We start from the raw sequence: 20,826 nt of genomic DNA, 5'->3' as shown, positions 1-20,826 counted from the left end.
GCTCCCCTTATCCTCTGCAGATAGGGAACAGCCTGTATATCATAAGCCTCACGCTGAACGTTCGGCAAGTTCACAGTTCTAACCGCCCATGCTGCTCGCGGGCCTGCCCGGCAGCCGGGATATTAATTCTCTTTGCGGTAGGCCGACGGGGACACTCCGACATATTTGCGGAATTTGGCATTAAAATAATCGGAGTTCATATAACCGACCCGCTCTGCAACCTCATAGACCTTCATGCCTTGGGTCAGGAACTGCTTGGCTTTCTCAATTCTGACTTTATCCAGATACGTGTTGAAGTGTTCTCCCACCTGATTCTTGAACATTTTGCCCAAATACGCGCTATTATAGTTGAAAATTTCAGAAAGCGAGCCCAGCTTCAAATTCTCATTATAGCGGCGCTGGATCAGGTCCGTGATCCGCTTGATTTCATCTCCGCGCCCGCCGCTGCCGATCAGCCCGGAAATTTGCTCCATATAAGCGGATACCAGCTGCTCCACATCATACAGGTTAGCACTGCTGTACATTTCACCCATAGGCGAAGCTTGACCGGCAATCAGTGCACGGATGTCCGGATTCGCTGCCTCCAGGCGGGCGATGGTACTGCTGACAATCCGCATCAGATTATCCTTGATATAAGTTTCTTCGCGCCGGGCATGAACCAGCTGGCGGACAATTTGCCCTATAAGCCCGCGGGCCACCTCACCGCTTCCGGCCTCAACAGCAAGCAGCAGCTGTACCTCTACATCCCGCTCCGGGTCCGGCTCCTCCTCGAATTCTCCTGTCCTCTTCACGGGTTCATTCCAGTTATCCGGCTTCCCGCTGAGCAGCGTGTCCTTCTGCCCGAAAAAAGCATCGTCCAGCCGGGCACGTGCTGTGGCAAACGACAGGAATGCCTCTTCCGGGCTGCCCGCTGCACCGCCTGCTGCGGCCTGAAACTCCAGTCCTTCCTTCGCTGTAATATAATGCAGCTCCTGCCATAGCGACTCCCGGGCACTGTCATTTGCAAGCGGTTCCTTCAAAAGAATCCCCATATACGGGGGAAGCGTGAAGAATAAGCCGCGCTCTTCCTCTTCCAGCCAATGCCGCTCCATCAGGCTCTTCACCTGTTCCTCACGGCTGTCCTCCCCTTTGTTAAGCCCTTTCAATTCCAGCAATATCACTTCGCAGCTGCATCCTTCCAGCCCCAGCTGAGCCGCAGCCTCTGCGGAAGCCTCTCCGCCTTCCTTCGGCTGCAGCAGCTCGCGCAGCAGCACTTCGGTGGTCTTCGCCGGCTCCCCGGACTGCCATTCGATCATCCGTTCTTCCAGGCTTATCTTCTCACGCAGCTCCTGCAGATAGGTGATCAATTCCTCCTCATCGACCGGCTTAAGCAAATAACCGTCGATATGGTAGGCAATCGCCCGTTTGGCATATTCAAAGTCGGCATAGCCGCTAAGAATCAGCACATGGCAGTTAGGGCTCTCTTTGCGGAGCTCGGAGATCAGTTCCAGACCGTCCATCCCGGGCATGCGGATATCTGCAATCACAAGGCCGGGCGCGAGCGCATGGAACTTGTCCAGTGCTTCATATCCGTTCGCCGCTGTTGCCACTACGGTGTATCCCTCTTCTTCCCAGGGGATCAGCGTCCGCATCCCTTCTCTTAGCTTGGGCTCATCATCTACAATCAGTACTTTGATCAATATGGGTTCACCCCCTCATTTAAAAAGAAAACAGCTGCCACCCTGTGAGGAATGGCAGACATTAAGTGCTGGATATACGACTGGTATAAAATGAACAAATGATCTCCCATTAGGCGAGGACGTAACTACAGTGAATATTTGGACTTCCGGCCGCTGTTGTCCCCAGATTTCTTGAATTCAAACCGCTGTTCGCGGTGGAAATCCGCAGACTGATGATGCTTCCGGAGCGAGCTTTCCTGCGGAAAGCTTTCAGGCGGACGCTGTCGCTCCTTCCAGTTCCAAAATTCCCCTCCGTTACTATAGCCCTTTTGGTATGGAATTAAGTTCAACTTATACAAGTTCATTAAAATATGTGATTGTTTATATTTTACACTAAATTATTTACGATACAAAGCCAGCTTCTCATTCAGTTCGCGGGTCTGGCTGTAAACATCCTGGTACAAGGCGAAGATGCCGTCGTAGATTGCAGCCTGCTCTGCATTAGGAGTGTAGGTTTCAGCCGGACGGATGAAGGCTTCCGCGCACGCTCCCAGCGATTCAAACCAGCCGGCACCGTAAGCAGCCAGCATCGCCGCGCCCATAGCCGGACCTTGCTCACTCTCCAGCTTGATGATCGAAGCGCCGAAGATATCGGCCTGCATCTGCAGCCAGGCTTCATTCTTGGCGCCGCCGCCGATAGCCACCACCTCGGTGATCTCTTTGCCGGATTCACGTACAATCTCAATTGATTCACGCAGCGAGAAGGTGATGCCTTCCAGCACAGCGCGTGTAAAGTGGGACAGTGTATGGCCGGAATCCATGCCGATGAAGCTGCCGCGGATGTTCGCATCCGGATGCGGTGTACGTTCTCCGCTGATATACGGTGTGAACAAGAGGCCGCCGCTGCCAGCCGGAATCTCATTTACGCCCTGGAGCAATTCGTCGAAGCTCTTCTCAGCGGCAAAAGCCTCCTTGAACCAGGTCAGACTGTGGCCCGCCGCCAGTGTAACGCCCATGATGTAGAAGGCATCCTTCTCACTATGGTTGAAGAAATGGACTTTGCCTTCAAGGTTAAGATCCTTGTTGCTCTCATAAGACAACACGACTCCGGAAGTACCGATGCTGCACATCGTCCGGCCTTCACCCAGAATTCCGGCACCGAGTGCGCCGCAGGCATTGTCTGCACCACCGGCGAACACCTTGGTGGAAGGCAGCAATCCGGAAGCTTCGGCAATCTCCGGAAGCAGGGTTCCGGTCTGCTCGAAGGATTCCACAAGTCTAGGGCAGATAGAGAGCGGCAGACCGAAGGCTTCGGCAATCTCCGGGCTCCACTGCTTGGAGCCTACGTCGAGCAGCAGGGTTCCGGCTGCGTCTGAATAATCCATAGCGTAGTCACCGGTCAGGCGGTAACGCACATAATCCTTCGGCAGCAGGAACAGCTCAGCCTGCGCCAATACCTCCGGCTCGTTCTCTTGAACCCAAAGAATCTTCGGAAGCGTGAAGCCTTCCAGCGCGCGGTTTCTGGCAACTTCGATCAGCTTGCCGCCAAGCGTCTTCTCAATCTTGCGGCACTGGGCTGTTGTGCGTGTATCGTTCCACAGGATCGCCGGACGCAGAGCCTTACCTTCACCGTCAACGAGCACCAGTCCGTGCATTTGACCGGAGAAGCTGATTCCATCCACTTGCGAAGAATCTACACCGGATACCTCCATTAGCCGCTTCAGGCTGACGATCGTTCCTTTAACCCAATCCTCCGGATTCTGCTCACTCCAGTTCGGCTGGGGTCTGCTGAGCGGATAAGCCTCAGAGTGCTCGAACGCAACTTTGCCCTGGGGATCTACCAATACAGTCTTCACTGCGCTGGTTCCGAGATCGACACCGATTACATATTTCATAGTTATCCTCCTAAAAGTTATATGAAGCATTACTTCTATTGGAACATCTCCGCAATATAACTCGCTTCGTAAGCATAATCTTAAGTTTTGCGAGCTTCTGCTTCCTGAATTCACTTCGAGCAAAACTCGCTTCGTAAGCATCTGCTTAATTATATGAAGCATTAACCCTATTACCGAAGCCTGTGCATCAGCCATTCTACGCCGTGCACATCTATTCTCCACCAATAAAAGGGGGCTGCCGAAGAATGCTCTCTTCAGCAACCCCCGTTGCGTTTATCCTCTGATGAATCTGCGGCAGCTGCCGCAAATCCGGTGCAGTCTTACTCTACTGTCAGGATGTACTGGTTAAGTGTAGCTCTTAGCAGTTCCTGGCGTCCGGACTTGTTCGGACGCGGGTTTTCGTTGTTCAGTGCATAGTCAGCAAGCGAAGCAAGTGTCGCTTTGCCGGATACGATGTCCGCGCCGATACCTTCATTGAAGCTGCTGTAACGCTCAGCAATGAAGTTCTCGAATACGCCGTCTTCCAGCAGCTTAGCAGCTACCTTCAGACCCTTGGCATATACGTCCATACCGGAGATATGTGCCAGGAACAGATCCTCAGGCTCGAAGGAAGGACGGCGCACTTTGGAGTCAAAGTTGATTCCGCCTTTGCCCAGACCATCGTTCTTCAGTACTTCGTACAGAGTCAGAGTAGAATCGTAGATGCTTGCAGGGAATTCATCGGTATCCCAGCCGAGCAATGGATCGCCCTGGTTCGCATCAAGCGATCCCAGCATGCCGTTGATACGGGCTACGTGCAGCTCATGCTCGAACGTATGGCCGGCCAGTGTGGCATGGTTAGCTTCAAGGTTCAGCTTGAAGTGCTTATCCAGGTTGTACTTCTGCAGGAATGCGATACAGGTTGCTGCATCGAAGTCATATTGGTGTTTGGTAGGCTCTTTCGGTTTAGGCTCGATCAGGAACTGGCCGTCGAAGCCGATTTCCTTAGCATAATCAACAGCCATGCTGAACAGGCGGGCAATGTTGTCCTGCTCAAGACTCATATTGGTGTTCAGCAGCGTTTCGTAACCTTCACGGCCGCCCCAGAATACATAGTTGTCAGCGCCCAGACGTTTACCAACTTCCAGACCTTTCTTCACTTGTGCAGCAGCGTGTGCGAACACATCAGCGTTGCAAGTGGAGCCTGCACCGTGCATGTAGCGCGGGTTGGTGAACATGTTAGCTGTGTTCCACAGCAATTTTTTGCCGGAAGCCTTCATGCCTTGTTCAAGGATATCTACGATTGTATCGATGTTGCTGTAGAATTCACGCAGGGACGCGCCTTCAGGAGCGATGTCCACATCATGGAAGCAGTAGTACTGCAGATCCATCTTCTCCATGAATTCGAATGCTGCTTCTGCACGGGCTTTAGCCTTGTCCAGTGTGCTCAGCTTATCCCAAGCGCGGACTGCAGTTTCAGCGCCGAACGGATCGGAACCGCCAGCTGTTAATGTATGCCAATATGCCATTGCAAATTTCAGGTGCTCTTCCATAGTTTTGCCGGCAACGATTTCTGTAGGGTTGTAGAATTTGAATGCGTAAGGGTTAGTGGAACGGCTTCCCTCGTAAGAGATCTTGCTCACTGTTTCAAAATAAGCCATTTGTAAAATCCTCCTCGATATTTTGCTTCGCCCGCAAGCGTTTACAGCAACATCTTATCACATCTTCAGGACTTTGTATATTGGTTAAACAAAGTTTTTGAGAACTTTTATTTTGCCTGTTTTTTATTCTGTGCCGGGCAGAGCAGCCTCTCTCTTCTCGCTTGATTTTCACCTGATGATGCTGAACATAAAGTACCCTCCGGCAGTGCAGCCTATGCGTATAACTGTAATTTCCCCGCCTCACCCGGACGTTAATCTAGTTGCTTTTTGCCGCTCTTCATTCTAGACTAAATGGCATACCTTCTCCGCGTAAGCGCTGCTTCAAGGCTTAATGCATTACGTATGCGGGAAAACCGAAACCTATAAGCTCCGCCCTGATCGAGTGCCTTCCTCATTGTTATGTGACGTACTCAGCAGGCCGGATAGTCTTATATTTCAAAAAAGGAAGTGTGCTTCTTGAAAGTTACCGGTGATCAGGCGCTGGTCAAAAAAATCAACAAATCGATTATTTTACATACGATCCGTATGCAGTCCCCCGTCTCCCGGGCCAAGGTGTCCGAGATGACAGGCCTTAATAAGGCTACGGTCTCCAATCTAGTCGCCGAGCTCTGCGGGCAGGAGTTGGTTACCGAAGCCGGTCCCGGAGAATCCAGCGGGGGACGCAAGCCGCTTATGCTGCATTTTAACGAAATGGCCGGAACCGTTATCGGGATCGAGCTGCGCGTTAAACAGCTTAAGGCCGTGCTCTGCAATCTGGGAGGCGGTATTCTTCATGAACGGGATTGTGCGCTGGAGGCCCACGACTTCCCTTATGTACTTGGGCAGATGCAGCAGATGATCTCGGAGCTGATTGCCGAGGCGCCTCCTTCGCCCTATGGCATTGTCGGCATCGGAGTCGGCGTGCCGGGAATGGTGGATGAACACGGAGTCGTCCTGTTTGCGCCCAACCTTGGCTGGGAAATGGTCGATCTGCGGTCGATTCTGGAAAGCGCCTTCGCTGTTCCGGTCACCATTGACAATGAAGCCAATGCCGGGGCACAAGGGGAGCTGAACTTCGGGGCGGCGCGAGATGTGCGCCATCTGCTGTATATCAGCGCTGGTTCGGGGATCGGGTCCGGAATCATCATCGGCGGAGAATTGTATAAGGGTGCACGCGGATACGCCGGGGAGACCGGGCATATGACGATTGAGGCGGAAGGCAAGCCCTGCAGCTGCGGCAGCCGGGGCTGCTGGGAGCTCTATGCTTCGGAGAAAACGTACGATAATCCAGGCCTTTCCCTGCCTGCCCGCACCACGACCGAACTGGTGGCGTATGCGCTGGAGGGGCAGCCGGATACCCTGCGGCACTTTAGCTCCATCGGGGAATATCTGGGCATCGGGGTCACTAATCTGATCAACAGCTTCAATCCGGAGCTGATTGTCATTGGGGGAGCCTTGTCTGAAGCTGAACCGTGGCTGGGCGAGCCGCTGCGCCGGGTAGTAGCCGAGCGTACGCTGCCTTACCACAAGCAGCAGCTTGAGATCACTTTCTCCAGGCTGGGCAGCCGCGGAACGATGGTTGGCGCAGGCTTTTCTGCGGTCATGCACTTTCTCGGCAACATCCGGGTAACCTTATAGACAAGTTGACAAGTAGAAACGGGTGCCTTCCTTTTTTAGGAGGGCACCCGTTTTAGAGAGAAATAGAAGGATAATTTTAGCGTAGAATATACAAGCTCTTATATTTTCGTAAAATTGCCGCATTTGCAGCAGCATTTCCTGCACTAAAAGGAATAGCAATCCTATATAATAAGGATATACGTGTGACATTTATCACCATACCCCTTTTTCTGAATGGAGAGAGCGTCCATGACCTATGTTGATACGTCAGATATTTCGGCGAAGATGTTCATCACCGTGCTGCTGCTGCTGCTTATTATCGCCCCACTCATCAGCCTTGGCGTCCTGCGCCTGTTCCAATCGAGGAAGAAATCCGGATTCATGCTCATTAGCAGCGGCATTGCCGTATATGCTGTTTTTCAAATTGTCATGTCGTTTACCCATACTTAGCCTAGCGGCCTCCAAACGGGGTTCACGCTTGCAAGACAGCGATATCTTGTATCCCCTTCATGTATCTGTTTTAGCGGGAAATACAAAAAGCAGCCTGGATTCAAAGACTGCTTTTTGATATATCCGTTGTTCCCCTGGTGCGCAGTACACACTCAAACCGCTCAATCCCCGGATATTTTTCTCCCAGACTGTGAATCTCATACCCTGCCTTGCTATAAAAGCCTACCGCATCCTGATCCGTTTCTGCCCTCAGCAGCTCTACCTGCTCCCAACCGGCAATTTCTGCGATCATATTGCTGCCAATCGTGCGTCCGCGCCAATTCTTCTGGACAGCCAGATGTCTGATCTCCACCTCATGTGCAGCAGCGCAGCTGATTCCTGTGATTCCGGCCAGTTCCCCGTTAATGAAGCAGCCAAACAGCTCACAGCCCTCCGCAGCAAGGTATCTCTTCAGCTCTTCGTTAACTCTCTGATCATCCGTCCACATACATTCTGCGAGCAGGCTCTTCACCGCATCGCTGTCCCAGTAATTCTTTAAGCTGATTAACAATTCACCCTTCTCCTCTCATTCAGGACAACGAAAAACCGCCTCCGGAGGGAAGCGGCTACTGTATTCTCCTTAAGTCCGGCCAGCTATTCCTTAAATCGTAGCCAAAGCCTTGTCGAACTTGGTTTTGTTCATGCCGACGATTTTGAACTCACCGATAACCGTAATAGGAACAGCTCTCATTCCCATATCCCATACCTGCTGTGCATAATCATCGTTCTGCTCGATGTTGCGCTCTTCGTAGGCTACACCTTTATCGTTCAGGAAGCTCTTCACCTGACGGCAATGCGGACAATTGGTTGAAGTGTACACAATTACATTCTCCATAGTATGATCTCCTCCTAATTTGTAAGTATAAGAATCTGTGATCTATTGTAGCACCGGAGTGCCTTCTATTCCAAATGGAATCTTACAGAATAACCGCGCTGTGCTCCAGGCTCTCGATATATTTCTCGGCATCCATCGCCGCCATACAGCCGCTGCCTGCAGCCGTAATCGCTTGTCTGTAACGGGTATCCTGCACGTCACCGCAAGCAAACACGCCGGGAATATTCGTCTCGGAGGTTCCGGGATTCGACACAATGTAGCCGTTAGCATCCGTAGTGATTTGTCCGCCCAGGAAAGAAGTATTCGGATGATGGCCTACAGCTACGAATACACCGCTGGCTTCAATGAACTCTTCTTCACCGGTCTCATTGTTAATCACCTTCAGGCCAGTCACACCTTTGTCTCCGGCAATAACTTCAACAGGCGTACGGTTGAGTCCCCAGGTAACTTTGGCATTGTCACGTACACGGTCCTGCATAATCTTGGAGGCACGCAGCTCTTCGCGGCGGTGCACCAGGGTTACCTTTGACGCGAATCTTGTCAGGAAGCCCGCTTCCTCCAGCGCCGAATCGCCGCCGCCGACAACCACGATTTCTTTGCCGCGGAAGAAGAATCCGTCACAGGTTGCGCAAGTGCTGACACCGCGTCCGATATTATCCTGCTCCCCGGGAATTCCGAGATATTTCGCTGTAGCACCGGTGGAAATAATCAATGTATCTGTAACCAGTGTGCCCATGCCTTCAACATTCAGCTTGAACGGACGTTCGCCCAGCTCTACACTGTTCACCCAGCCGGTAACGAACTGTGCTCCGAAACGTTCAGCCTGCTTGCGCATATTGTCCATCAGATCCGGACCCAAAATGCCTTCCGGGAATCCTGGGAAGTTCTCGATTTCTGTTGTAGTCGTAAGCTGTCCGCCTGGCTGCGGACCTTCAATAACGAGCGGGCTCAGGTTCGCCCGGGCCAAGTATATGGCAGCCGTCAATCCGGCCGGTCCAGTACCTACAATAATTGATTTGTACATGATTATATCCTCCTTGAGATGGACGGCAAAGACGCCATTTCTTAATTAAAATTATTATAATGTAGTATTTATTATGATCATCTCAAGGGAATATGTCAATATGCCAGACACGGTGAAAACGTTCCTATTTTGTGAACAATTCAATTTTAAGCAATTAAATATTTGGCTGGGCCGGTTAAACGGTCGTTCCGGCTTTTTTAGCGCAAAAGACGCAGTCCGTTAAGGATTACAAGAATGGTGCTGCCCTCATGGCCCACCACGCCAAACGGCAGCGCGATCCCCTGCACAAAGTTGCTGATCATCAGTGTAGCTATCACCGTCACGGCAAAAATCATATTCTGCTTCACAATCCGCTGCGTGCGGCGGGCCAGGGCAATTGTAGAAGCAATCTCCTCGATATTATCGTTCATCAGCACCACATCGGCAATCTCCAGTGCAGCTCCGCTGCCTTTCATTCCCATCCCCATACCAACCGTTGCTGTAGCCAGCGCAGGCGCATCATTAACACCGTCACCCACCATAATCACATGGCCGTATTGTTCACGAAGCGATTTGATATGCGATACCTTATCTTCCGGCAAAAGACCGGCGAATACCAGGTCCACTCCGGTCTTCCCGGCGATCACCTGTGCGGTGGCCTCACGGTCACCGGTAAGCATCGCTACCTTAATGCCCAGCTCCTGCAGCTTGCGCACCGCCGTCTCCGCCTGGGGACGCACCGTATCCTGCAGCGCAATCATTCCGGCGATGGTGTCTCCGGCGAGAATCAGCGATACTGTCTTCCCTTCCTGCTCCAGTCGGCTGCGCAGCGCTCTCCAGTCTTCCGAACCCTCCTGCGGTTCAGCGCCGTCCACTTCATCCAGCAGATTGGACTTGCCGATCCGCCACAGCTGGCCGTTAATGGTTCCCTCAATGCCCCAGCCGGTAACCGATTTGCTCTCTTCAATATTGTGCAGCTCTACCTGCTCGGCTTCGGCAAGCGCAACAATAGCCTCCGCAAGCGGGTGGCCGGACAGCTTCTCAATCGAAGCACTGACGGACAGCAGCGCTTCGCGTCCATACCCTTCTCCGGCGATGAAATCCGTGACCTGCGGAACCCCTTCCGTCAATGTACCTGTTTTGTCAAAAGCAACTACGGAGGTACGTGCCATATTTTCCAGGTGGACACCGCCTTTGAAGAGAATCCCTTTGCGCGCACTCTTCGAGATGGCCGACAACATGGCCGGCATAATGGAGGACACGAGTGCACACGGAGAAGCCACTACCAGGAAGACCATTGCTTTATAGAAGGTATCGCTCCAGCTCCAGTCCAGCAGAAACGGCGGCAAAGTAATCAACAGGGCCGTTGCGGCTACTACAACGCGGGCATAGACGGATTCAAGCCGTTTGATAAAACGCTGTGAATCCGGCACTTCATTCTCGGCTTCTTCAACCATCCGGATGATCTTGGCGAACAAAGTATTTTCTGCCGATTTGGTAACTTCAATATATAGCGGGCCTTCGCCATTCACTGTACCGGCGAACACTTCACTTCCGGCTGCTTTGTCAACGGGAAGCGATTCTCCGGTAATGGACGCCTGATTAACAGAGGATTCCCCGCGGCATACCTTGCCATCTGCAGGGATAAGCTCCCCGGGACGGACCAGCAGCAGATCTCCGATGGCCAGCAGATCAATCGCCACCTCATTCATTGCCCCCTGCTCAATGCGCACAGCCGTGGCAGGTTTGAGCGCCAGCAGCGAGGAGATATCCTTCTTACTGCGCTCCATCGTGTAACTCTCGAGCGCGCCACTCAGCGCGAAGATGAAGATCAGCATCGCGCCTTCATTCCAGTAACCGATGGAAGCTGCGCCTAGAGCCGCAGCAATCATCAGCAGATTGACATCCAGATCGCGCTCCTTGACCAGCGTCTCCACGCCTTCCTTCGCCTTGATCCAGCCGCCTATCGAATAGGAGATCACATAGAGAATAACGGATATCGTCTCAGACCAGCCGCTGGCGGCCCAGGCGATCAGCATCATTAGCCCGCTTCCGAGCGCTGCCTGCATTTCGGCGTTTGAGATCATAGCCAGCGGATCGAAGCGGCGCGGCTCCGGCGTCCGCGGCTGCTTAGCGCCTCCTTGACGCGCGACGGATTTAGGCATTTCTTTCGAGGTTGCTTGCATTATAAATCACCTTCCTGATTGTAGTTGTATAAGAGGCACACTTGAGAATGAGATCCAGAATGAGATCCAGAATGAGAACCATTATGCGCAATTGAGAATGAGAGCAGAATGAGAACCATTATGACCCGACTGAGAATGAGAGCCATTATTAAGACCCTTAAAATGACACATGCTGCCCCGGCTTAGCCGGGACAGCATGTTAAATGAGAATGATAATCATTGTTGCGATAATGCAACTATATTTCCTCAATGCAACTTATAGCTATACTATATCACGCCCGGCGGAAAAGTAAACCCGGAAACAAGCCTGTTTTTTCGGAGGGTTGACCTCCACCTTGAGCAAAGCCCGCGCGCCGGTTGGGGGAAGTTTTAAGGGAAGTTTTGAGGAATTTATGGAGGCTGCTGAGAATGGCACTGGTAGTGCGAGCGAACGGTGTGTGGAGTTTGCATAAGCCGGCTGCTGAGTGCTGTTATGAGAGTCCGCCCATATGATGCTATATAGAGTGAACTTAAGTATCTAACTTGCTGCATGGGCGGAACCCTTGGGTAGCAAGGGGTTCGTCCATCGGCAGGCCATATCATCATTCTTAAGTTCGGCTTATATAAGTGGAAAAACGTATCTTAATTCGGATGAATGAAGTGATTTCAAGCAAGCAAATGGAAAAAAGGCATTTAATTCGGTTCATTTACCTTCATGTAGCTCATACGCAGCGATTTAAGTGCTGTTTATCCAACTGCTGTTTCAGCAGACGCTCTTCGTTCATCAGCAAGTGGAGAAAATCCAACTGCTATTTCCGGCCGCCGCAGCATCCCGTGACGGAAAATTTGAGGATAATTGCTATTCCGAGGAATAAAAATATGCCCCGCCATAATTCTGCTGGTGCAGCTGGCGGGACACTTTTGAGTATGCATTAAGCTCTGCCTACAACTATAGTAGAACCTCCACTTTCACCGAGCTACGATCCGGATAGACAGGAACTACCGTACCTGCCAGCAGTTCACCGTCAACACGGATTTCCTTGACGCCTGTGCAGACACCGTTCTCGTTCTTCACGGTAATCTCATACAAGCAGCCGCGGAATCTCCGGGAAACGGAGAAGCCCTCCCAGGAAGACGGGATGCACGGGTTAACCGACAGTCCGCCGAGTACGGGCTTAATGCCCATAATATACTGCGTAGCGGCTACATACATCCACGCAGCAGTTCCGGTCAGCCAGGATACATTCGCCAGCCCGAATCTGTCAGATTCCGGTCCGAACAGGTTGGAGGCATAGACATACGGTTCCGCTTTATAGCGCCATAATCCGGCTTGCTCCATCGCAATATTAGGAATCAGCTGGCGGTAATATTTGTAGGCCTGATCTCCTCTGCCCAGCATGCATTCCGCAATAATCGCCCAGGTATTGGCGTGGCAGAAGACGGCCCCGTTCTCGCCTGTCCCCTTGTTGTAATTGGTCAATGGATCTGCAGGATCGGGGAAATTGGTAATGGACGGGTGCAGCTTCTTAATGCCAAGCTCCGTATCCAGAATGTCGCGGACACTGTCCATGGCCTGGAGCGCTTTATCAGGCTCACCCATGCCGGACAGGGTTGCCCAGGTCTGGGCGTTAAGCCAGATCTGGGCTTCATCATGCTCTGCGGTGCCCAGATAACGCCCGTCATCCATGACTGCCCGCCGGAACCATTGGCCGTCCCAACCGAGCGTGTTCACCAGCCGCTTCTGCTCCTCGTACAGCCTGTCATAATCCGCCGCATGCTCCGGATGACCGGCTGCCGCCGCCAGGTCCTTCATGCGCAGCAGCACGGTTCCGAACTGCATCGCCGTCCAGATGCTCTCCCCTCTGCCCTCACGGCATACGCGGAACAGCTGGTCATTCCAGTCCGAGCGGAGCATCAGCGGGAAGCCGTTCGGCCCCAGCCGGGAGACGGTGAAGTCTACCGCACGCTTCAAATGATCATACAGCGGTGCTTCCCCGCCATCATAGAAAGGCAGACTCTCCTGCAGGAATCCGGCATCGCCGGTCTCTGCGAGAATATCCCATACGGCCAGCGCCGTCCACAGGTGGTCATCCGAGTGAATACTGGTCACCGGGTCCCAGCCCTCATTCGGGAAAAAGTAATGATTCACATGTCCGTCCTGATACTGCTGCCCAAGCAGCAGGCGGACCTTGTCTTTGGCCGCCTCCGGATCTAATGGAACTGCGGCCAATATATCCTGGGCGGTATCCCGGTAGCCTACTCCACGGAATGTCCCCGTAGCATAGAACGAAATATTGCGCGAGAAAAGAAAGTTCCGCTGCGACTGATACGGATTCCAGATATTGATCATGCGCTGCGCATCTTTATCCGGCAATTCGCAGTTCCAGGCGCCCAGATAGCTGTCCCAGTTCTCCTTAAGCGCCGCAAAGGAACGGGTGACGAAATCCGTCTCCCGGGAATGGCCGATGGCCTGTTCGATCTCAGCCTCATTCATCGCCGTCCCCAGGAAGAAGTTCACGGTACGGGTCTCGCCGGGCTGCAGCCTCACTTGAACCTGAAGCGCTCCGCAAGGATCTCCGCCAAGTATTGTCGAGCCGGTACAGCCGCCCTGCTCAACCGCAGCCGGATTCGATTCACTGCGGTAGCTGCCGATGAATTCCTCCCGGTCCCCGTCATAACCGGCCAGAGGCGCATCCGACATCATATAGACCAGCGGCGTCTCATCCGGCTTGGGCTGATTCTCAACTCCGTACTTGTAGATAAGGGCTTCCTTGTCATGATACTGCACCGACACCTGATGCTTGTTGTAGCATTGCCATTGCAGCTCGCGCATGAATTCCATCATGCCAAACTCGGCATAGGCATACACGTTCAGCTCCTTGACCTCTGTACTATGGTTAGTCAGCGTCAAATTCCAGATCAGCGAGTTCTCGTAAGGTCCGACAAAATAAACGGTCTTTGCCGAAACTTCATCCTGCGCGGCTTCAAAGCGGGTATACCCCATGCCATGGCTGCCCTTCCACTCCTGCGGCTTCTGAAAAGCAGGCTCATAGGTAGGGCACCAATAGCTGCCCGTTCCGGCATCCTGCAGGTAAATATAAGGACCGGAACGGTCGGTCGGCAGATGAAAGAAACGGTAGCGTGTAATCCGCCAGATCTGCGGGGATTTATAAAAGGCTAATCCGCCGCCCGCATGGGACAGCATGGTATGGAAGGTGCCGTTGGATAAATAGTTCAGCCATGGGGTCGGCATATCATGGCGCTTGAACTCTACCTCCTTCGCGTCATCGCGGAAGGTGAAATACTGGTCCAGCTCCTGCCCGCGGGCAAACGCGCTGCCCCCGGCTGCCGGTTTTGCAGCCTTGTTACTCTGTGTGCGGCCGGAATGGCCTGCCGGATGGATTGTTCCCGGTTGCTTTGTCATTAGTCTGACTCCTCTCCATTTAGGATTACTCATTGCTTATTCTTATTGCTTATTTAGGCTCAACCTCATCCATTGTCATGCGGAACTCCAAATCATTCATATACGTGCCATCCGGGTTCAGGAAAACCATGCCGAAGGAGATATCCTCCCGGCCTCCCCGGACGATGGCAACCAGCCGGTTGATTCCTTTTCTCAAAATGATCTCCCGCTCCGGCTGAGTCACATGCTGACCGTTCATATAGATCTCGTAAGCACATTCTGAGTTCACCCGCAGCCTGCCGGTTCGGATATTCGCAGGTTCCCCGCTGCCGGAGACGGGCGCAGGCAGATGCACGAAGCAGCTCAGAAACAGCGGACGGCCTTCCGGTGCCGGGATCAGCAGCGTTCCGTCTTCGCGCCGTTCTTTTTTCTTCATCCAGCCGTACAGGCCTTCGCCCAGATTGTTCAGGGAGAATTCCGGGTCGGTATAGTAATCCTTCATGGCCTGATAATCGGTATACGGCGGACAGAACAGCGTCATCGCGGCTTCCACCGCCCACTGCGCATCTCCTTTATCCAGCTGCAGCAGCTCATCCGTGAAGGCGGCGCCCAGATTGCCCAGCAGGCGGGTGTACAGCCTCAGGCTTTTGTCACTGCCCGGGTCGGTGAGCAGCTGCGAGCAGATAATCTCACCCTCGCCGACTGCCTGGCGGATCACAAAGGCTCCGGGAGCACAGGCCTTGCTGCGGTTCAGCTCGACCAGCGCCAGCCTGCTGTATTCCGCCGTATGCAACCCGGCGAAGTAATCCTTCCAGGCTGTGCCCTCCACGCTGGTGCACAGCACCTCCGCGCCCTGCACCTCCAGCCTGTGACCGGCCAGCTCCCGGTTGACCACGTCCCGGGGCGAGAGATGCACCTTGTCGAACCCGAACAGGTCGACAGGGCTGATCCCGCAGACGGCGGCGTGCGTGTAGTCCGCCGCCAGATGATAGGTCCCGTGCGGCGCTATACGCACGGAGCGGTCCAGCAGGCGGGCAAGCGCCTCCTGCCCGCCTGGCTCTGCAGGCAGCACCAGCACTGTGCTGCCTGCTTGCGCTGCCTGCCGGACGGCTTCCGCCGCGCCCGGGCCGTGCAGCAGTCCGGCCTCCACGACCAGGAGGCCGGGGTTCAGGCTGGACAAGCCTGCGGCGCTGTCCAGCCTCTGGCCCTTCAGGCGGAGCTTGCCCAGCAAGGCTTCCGCCGCCCCGCCGCTGCGGACCCACACCGCAGCGGGCACCGGTACAGCGGCCGCGTGGACTGCGCGGCCCGCATACTGGAGCAGGCTCCGCAGCAGCAGGCAGGCCTGGGGAATCCGGTGGAGATGATCCATGATCTCCAGCTGATTCGCCAGGAACATGCCCGCTCCGCTCCGGTACTCCAGCAGCGGCGACCACAGATCGCCGCCGTCTCCAAAGTCACCCGCGCTGCATTCCAGCAGCAGGGTGAAATCACCGGTCACCGGCTTCTCGAACGCTGCCCGGATAATCGGCAGCGGCCCGTCCTCGCGCAGCCCCTCATGCCAGTACATGAGGTCCTCTGCTCCCAGGCCCCGAAGCACCGGATGTCCATAGTCGCCTGCATGGGCACGGATGAATTCCCTGCGTACCAGCGGGAGCCTGCCGGGGGAGAGGTGAAGCTGTTTCAGCAGCAGTAATCTGCCGCCCCGCTGCACGTAGCTTCTCAGCTTCCGGTCCAGCGCCCCGTCCTTGTCCTGCATGCGGCTGCCGACAATCAGCAGCGTCCCGCCCCCAAGCCGCTCTACCGCCTCCGCTTCTGCCCGGACCAGACCGGGCACCAGGGTGCGGATCGCCTCATAGTCCCGGTCAGAGCCTAGATAAGAAGCGGGAAGCGCTAATTCTACCGGCTCTGTCTTGCAGCTTCCGGACAGCAGCCGGTAGCTTAACTGAAGCTCATGCTTCAGCTCCGTGCCATGGAACAGCCGGGCAGACAGCACCGCTTCCGCTTCTGCTACTTCTGTTGGTGCTGCTGGTGCTCCCACCCCTACTCTTACTTCTGCACCATCTCCTGCTCTTGCTTCTGCCCCATCTCCTGCTCTTGCTCCTGCCCCATCTACTGCTCTTGCTCCTACGCCTTCATCCCCTCCCACTCCAGCTCCTTCGCCATTGACCGGTTCCGGCATCCATTCCAGCCGGATGCTCCGGCGGGCGGCAGGCTCGTGGCGGAAACGGAACGTCTCGCTATGAACCACATGTCCGCCTTGCCGGACTGTGCATTCAACAGTCACTTCCTGTTCTGCCAGCGTATCGTTGTAGACATCGAAGCTGCGGCGGACCGGCTCATCATCGAAGAAGCAGCGGTTATATTCGGCGGCAATCAATGTTACCGGCTTGAAGGCTTCAGCCATAATGGCAAAAGCGGGATTGGCCTTGAATGCCGGATATTCCTCCGGCAACAGCCCGTTGTTCAGGGAAAGGGAGTAAGCCGGAATTACCGCAGGCTTAAGGCCTGGTGTGGTCAGGTCGGCAGGCGGCAGCTGAATATTCCGTTCCGGCATCGCCCGCATGAAATAATGGGCGAAGTTGAAGGTAGAGATACCGGAGACACCTTGGCGGCGTGCATACTCCACGAACAGCCTTTCCTTCTGGGCCAAGCCGGCAGCACTTGCATCTGAGTCACGGTATGCATCCAGTCCGACATACATGCTGCTGTTCTGCGGGCAGATGTACCACCATCCGCCATGCTCGCCGAAGGTGAGCGGAACGCTGCGGTCCCACTGCGCGATCGTGCCGTCAATGTTGTAATGGCGGCTCTCCACCTCTGTCCCTGGCTTGGTGACCAACCGGTTATCCCCTTCCACCATAATCGGGCGGGTAGAATCAAGGGCTCTCATCAGCTCCATCAGACCCGGGATATGCTGTTTGTAGGTATCCCGGCCGTCCACCCAGCGCATCTCGTTCTGCACGCTCCACAGAATGACGGATGGGTGATTCTTATCCCGCTGTACCAGCCGCTGCACATGCGCCCGGCAATTGGAGATGAAGTCAGGGTGAGCAGCATCCATGGTTTTGCTCGACCCGTAGATTGCTGTCTCATCGACAATCAGCATCCCTTCCTCATCGGCAATCCGCAGATAATCAGCCGGATACGGCTCGGCATGCAGCCGGATGCTGTTGATGCCCGCCTGTCTGCACAGACGGTACCAATTGCGGATATAGTCTTCTGTCTGCTGCGCCGCCCCCTGGAAATGCCAGGAATCGCCCCGCAGGTTAACGGGAATCCCGTTCAGCATGAACTGCGGGCCTTCGCACCAGAACTCCCGGAAGCCGAATACATCGGTCCGCCGGTCAAGGACCTCCCCGTCTGCCTGAAGCTCCAGCTCCAGCTCATATAGAACCGGGTGATCCGGACTCCACAGCACGGCATCCTGCCAGGGCAGCGCAAAAGATGCTCCGCCCCACTCCCGGCTGCCGGTGTTCCAGCATAATTGCCGTCCTTCTCCTGCCTGCGCAGGCAGAACATCTACTCCTGCTTCCGCTTCAAGCACCGGCAGCGGCTCTGCACCCTTCACAGGCAGGGTACCGGCCTTCCGTTCCCTGACTTTCAGGAACACCTGCAGCGATTCCACCGCAGGTCCGCCGGATTCCGTCCCAATAAGGGCCTCTACTTCCAGCATGCCCTGCCGGACAGAGGTGCGGATCGTGAGATCCTCCAGCGATACAGGCGGGTAGCCTTCGAGGAAGACATCCTGCCATATTCCCCTTGCGATCCTGCCGAACCACGAACCGGCAAGTCCGGTGATTCTTTCCTCCCCGGAGGGGAGCACCGCCATGTCGAAGCTTCCGCATACCACATGCAGCTGCTGCTCCCGGCCGGGCTGCACCAGCCGGGTGATATCCAGCCGCAAAGGCAGATACCCGTCCTCCCAGACGGCAATCCGCTCGCGGTCCAGATATACCGCTGCCTTCTGCATGATTCCATCGAAGCGCAGCACAATCCGCTGCCCCAGCATAGTCTCCGGCACCTGAAAAGAACGGTGCAGCACCCCAGCTTCGGCCGCATCCCATTCTCCCGGGTAGCCGTACACATCAAATGGCACGAAGTTATGGTCCGGTACTTCTCCAAATTTGCTGCCCGAAGGCGTCTTATAGCTGTGGCGCCAGCTCGAAGGCACCTGTATCTTGCGCGCCTCATATTGCAGCCTCTCAGGAAGACTGCGGCAGCGCGGCTGATCGTAGAGCGGCATGAAATCCCATTCGCCGTTCAGGCATATGGATGTGCGTAGCATATTCATTCTCCTTTTCCCCTTTGCGGGAGGTTGATCGTTAGGGCAGGCGTAAGCTTTTTCCAGATTTCCTGATCCGGCTCTACATTCTTCCACTTGATAAAATGCGGCTCCATAACCTCTCCCCACTGCTCCGGACGCAGATTGGTTGTGAGTTTCCCCCTATAGGGAGCGGGCTCCACGGTTGCGGGCAGCTCGGAATAAAAGAACAGCAGGTTCTCATGAAGACCGATGATCCCGTATTTGTCACCGTCTCCCGGGCGCTCCTCCTGATATTGATAATGGTAATAGACATAGCTTGAGACCTGCTCCGGCTTGAGTACTGCCAGCCTGCCGTAGGGCGCCCCCGGAACCTGGTTGCGCTTCCAATGCTGCCCGGACACCGGCTGCTGATAATGAAAAATGTCCATCATCGGCACCCACAGCCGCGGATACTCCCCGCCCGGCCAGACCTTGAGGATCTCCAATGCGCCCGGAAACAGCTGCTCCGGCTCAACCCCCATGCCGCTGCATTCGTAATATAGAAACAGCCCCTGGCCGTCTTGAAAGATGCTTAGCCAAGAAATGCCCAGCCAGTCCATACGTTCATTAAGCAATTCCACCTGTGAGCCCAAAAAAGCAGCCGCGCCGCAGCCCTCTCTGCATTCGGCTCTATATAAACATCGCTGCATAAATTCCCTCCAACCGTGTGTCATCTTCCTCTTAAGATTAACGCAAACGGCGGAACGGTTCCTTGACGATCATGCCCTTCTTTAGCATAATAACGACATGACAAATAAACTCTATGCACGGGATTTAGGACTCGAGCCTGGCTTTACTTTCCGCATTCAGAAATGCCCGCTGACTCAGGATTATTATGTTCACTGCCATGATTTCTCGGAGCTGGTGGTCATTCTGGAGGGAAGCGCGATTCATATCATTGAAGGGAGGGAGTACCCCGTATCGGCGGGTCAGGTGTTTTTTATCCACAGCGATATTTCGCATGGGTACAAAAATGTGCAGAATATTGAGTACATTAATGTGATGTTCCATCCCGATCAGCTGCTGCAGCTGCCTGAGCTGAAGCTCCTGCCGGGGTTTCAGGCGCTGTTCTATCTGGAGCCGTTCTTCCGCAAAGAGATGTATTTCAAAGGCATGCTCTCCTTGCAGCCCGCGCAGCTGGAAGAGGCTACTGTTCTGCTGGACCGGATTCTGGAGGAGTATGACCGGCAGTCTGACGGCTACCGGCTGATGATCCGTACGTATTTCACCGCGCTTGTCGGCACACTATCACGATATTACCGGCAGAATGGCGGCGGAACGGAGAACAGGGCGCTGCAGATCGGTGAGGCGGTTACCTATATTGAGGAGCATTTCCTGCAGCCTATTTCACTTCAGTCTCTGGCAGATCTGGCTTATATGTCGAAGCGCCAGTTCCTCCGCGTATTCACCCGGAATTATCATACGACGCCCATGGATTATGTCATCCGCAAACGGCTGGAGTATTCCTGTACGCTGCTGCGCAATGCCGGATTCACCATCTCACAGGTGGCCATGGACAGCGGGTTCCGGGATCATAATTATTATTCCAGACAATTCAAAAAAGTGTTCCTGTGCACGCCCTCCGAGTACCGGATGCATAAGGCCGGAATGTAGCGGCTGACAAGTGGAAAACTGCAGTTTTCTCAATATCGGCAACCGGGATAATGTTGCGGGTTTGGCTGATTGTACTTTGTGCAATAAAACTCCTTTGGAATCGCGGAAAAATGATATTCTATTGCATTTCGTTACAAAGTGCAATAGAACCTTCACTCCACTTCCCTTCCATGGGAACAAGTACAAAGAAAGGCGGCAAGGGGAAACTCCCCCTGCCGCCTTTTC

Annotated in this window: 13 protein-coding genes; 3 read left to right on the top strand and 10 right to left on the bottom strand. The window is 54.3% G+C overall.

Annotated features, from left to right (window positions below; translation table 11 throughout):
* Window positions 1–122: 122 nt before the first annotated feature.
* The 3 genes from NYE33_RS08385 to xylA all read right to left on the bottom strand — a co-directional run bounded on the left by NYE33_RS08385 (window position 123) and on the right by xylA (window position 5,193).
* Complete coding sequence (locus NYE33_RS08385; protein WP_341065446.1) at window positions 123–1,679, bottom strand: response regulator transcription factor; 1,557 nt, start codon at window positions 1,677–1,679, stop codon at window positions 123–125.
* A 377-nt stretch (window positions 1,680–2,056) separates the two neighbouring features.
* Entirely contained in the window at window positions 2,057–3,553 is a 1,497-nt protein-coding gene (gene xylB / locus NYE33_RS08380; protein ID WP_341065444.1) for a xylulokinase, read from the bottom strand.
* 320 nt (window positions 3,554–3,873) lie between these two features.
* Window positions 3,874–5,193 carry a xylose isomerase gene (gene xylA / locus NYE33_RS08375; RefSeq protein ID WP_042140031.1) on the bottom strand — a complete coding sequence of 440 codons (1,320 nt, stop codon included), beginning with the start codon at window positions 5,191–5,193 and terminating at the stop codon, window positions 3,874–3,876.
* Between the two features lie 456 nt (window positions 5,194–5,649).
* Here xylA and NYE33_RS08370 point away from each other — a divergent pair, with 456 nt between their 5' ends.
* Together NYE33_RS08370 and NYE33_RS08365 are read left to right on the top strand one after the other, a co-directional pair.
* A complete protein-coding gene (locus NYE33_RS08370; protein ID WP_336101659.1) occupies window positions 5,650–6,810 on the top strand; it encodes an ROK family transcriptional regulator in 1,161 nt (386 codons plus the stop codon).
* Between the two features lie 228 nt (window positions 6,811–7,038).
* Complete coding sequence (locus NYE33_RS08365) at window positions 7,039–7,239, top strand: hypothetical protein (RefSeq protein ID WP_039308602.1); 201 nt, start codon at window positions 7,039–7,041, stop codon at window positions 7,237–7,239.
* A 100-nt stretch (window positions 7,240–7,339) separates the two neighbouring features.
* On the opposite strand, the gene NYE33_RS08360 is transcribed toward NYE33_RS08365, so the two are convergent.
* From NYE33_RS08360 to NYE33_RS08330, 7 genes are all read right to left on the bottom strand, one after another.
* Complete coding sequence (locus NYE33_RS08360; protein ID WP_341065443.1) at window positions 7,340–7,789, bottom strand: GNAT family N-acetyltransferase; 450 nt, start codon at window positions 7,787–7,789, stop codon at window positions 7,340–7,342.
* A gap of 90 nt (window positions 7,790–7,879) precedes the next feature.
* Window positions 7,880–8,113, bottom strand: a complete 234-nt coding sequence (locus tag NYE33_RS08355) for a glutaredoxin family protein (protein ID WP_039308604.1) — start codon at window positions 8,111–8,113, stop codon at window positions 7,880–7,882.
* Window positions 8,114–8,195: 82 nt separating this feature from the next.
* Window positions 8,196–9,137: a thioredoxin-disulfide reductase gene (trxB, locus tag NYE33_RS08350; RefSeq protein WP_039308607.1), complete on the bottom strand. Its 942-nt coding sequence runs from the start codon at window positions 9,135–9,137 to the stop codon at window positions 8,196–8,198.
* A 197-nt stretch (window positions 9,138–9,334) separates the two neighbouring features.
* Window positions 9,335–11,302, bottom strand: coding sequence for a heavy metal translocating P-type ATPase (locus NYE33_RS08345; protein WP_445669777.1), 1,968 nt, complete (start codon window positions 11,300–11,302; stop codon window positions 9,335–9,337).
* A gap of 928 nt (window positions 11,303–12,230) precedes the next feature.
* Window positions 12,231–14,705 carry a GH36-type glycosyl hydrolase domain-containing protein gene (locus NYE33_RS08340; protein WP_341065441.1) on the bottom strand — a complete coding sequence of 825 codons (2,475 nt, stop codon included), beginning with the start codon at window positions 14,703–14,705 and terminating at the stop codon, window positions 12,231–12,233.
* 49 nt (window positions 14,706–14,754) lie between these two features.
* Window positions 14,755–18,975: a glycoside hydrolase family 2 TIM barrel-domain containing protein gene (locus tag NYE33_RS08335; RefSeq protein WP_341065439.1), complete on the bottom strand. Its 4,221-nt coding sequence runs from the start codon at window positions 18,973–18,975 to the stop codon at window positions 14,755–14,757.
* Window positions 18,972–19,637: a hypothetical protein gene (locus NYE33_RS08330; RefSeq protein WP_340942107.1), complete on the bottom strand. Its 666-nt coding sequence runs from the start codon at window positions 19,635–19,637 to the stop codon at window positions 18,972–18,974. Before NYE33_RS08330 ends, NYE33_RS08335 begins: the two co-directional genes overlap by 4 nt.
* A gap of 97 nt (window positions 19,638–19,734) precedes the next feature.
* Here NYE33_RS08330 and NYE33_RS08325 point away from each other — a divergent pair, with 97 nt between their 5' ends.
* Window positions 19,735–20,601: a helix-turn-helix domain-containing protein gene (locus NYE33_RS08325; protein ID WP_042140038.1), complete on the top strand. Its 867-nt coding sequence runs from the start codon at window positions 19,735–19,737 to the stop codon at window positions 20,599–20,601.
* The last annotated feature ends 225 nt before the right edge of the window (window positions 20,602–20,826 follow it).

It is taken from the genome of Paenibacillus sp. FSL R10-2199 (assembly GCF_038000235.1).
GTDB classification, from domain to species: Bacteria; Bacillota; Bacilli; order Paenibacillales; family Paenibacillaceae; genus Paenibacillus_AQ; species Paenibacillus_AQ phytohabitans.
Note: the sequence above shows the minus strand (reverse complement) of the source record. Positions and strands in the feature narration are given on the sequence as shown.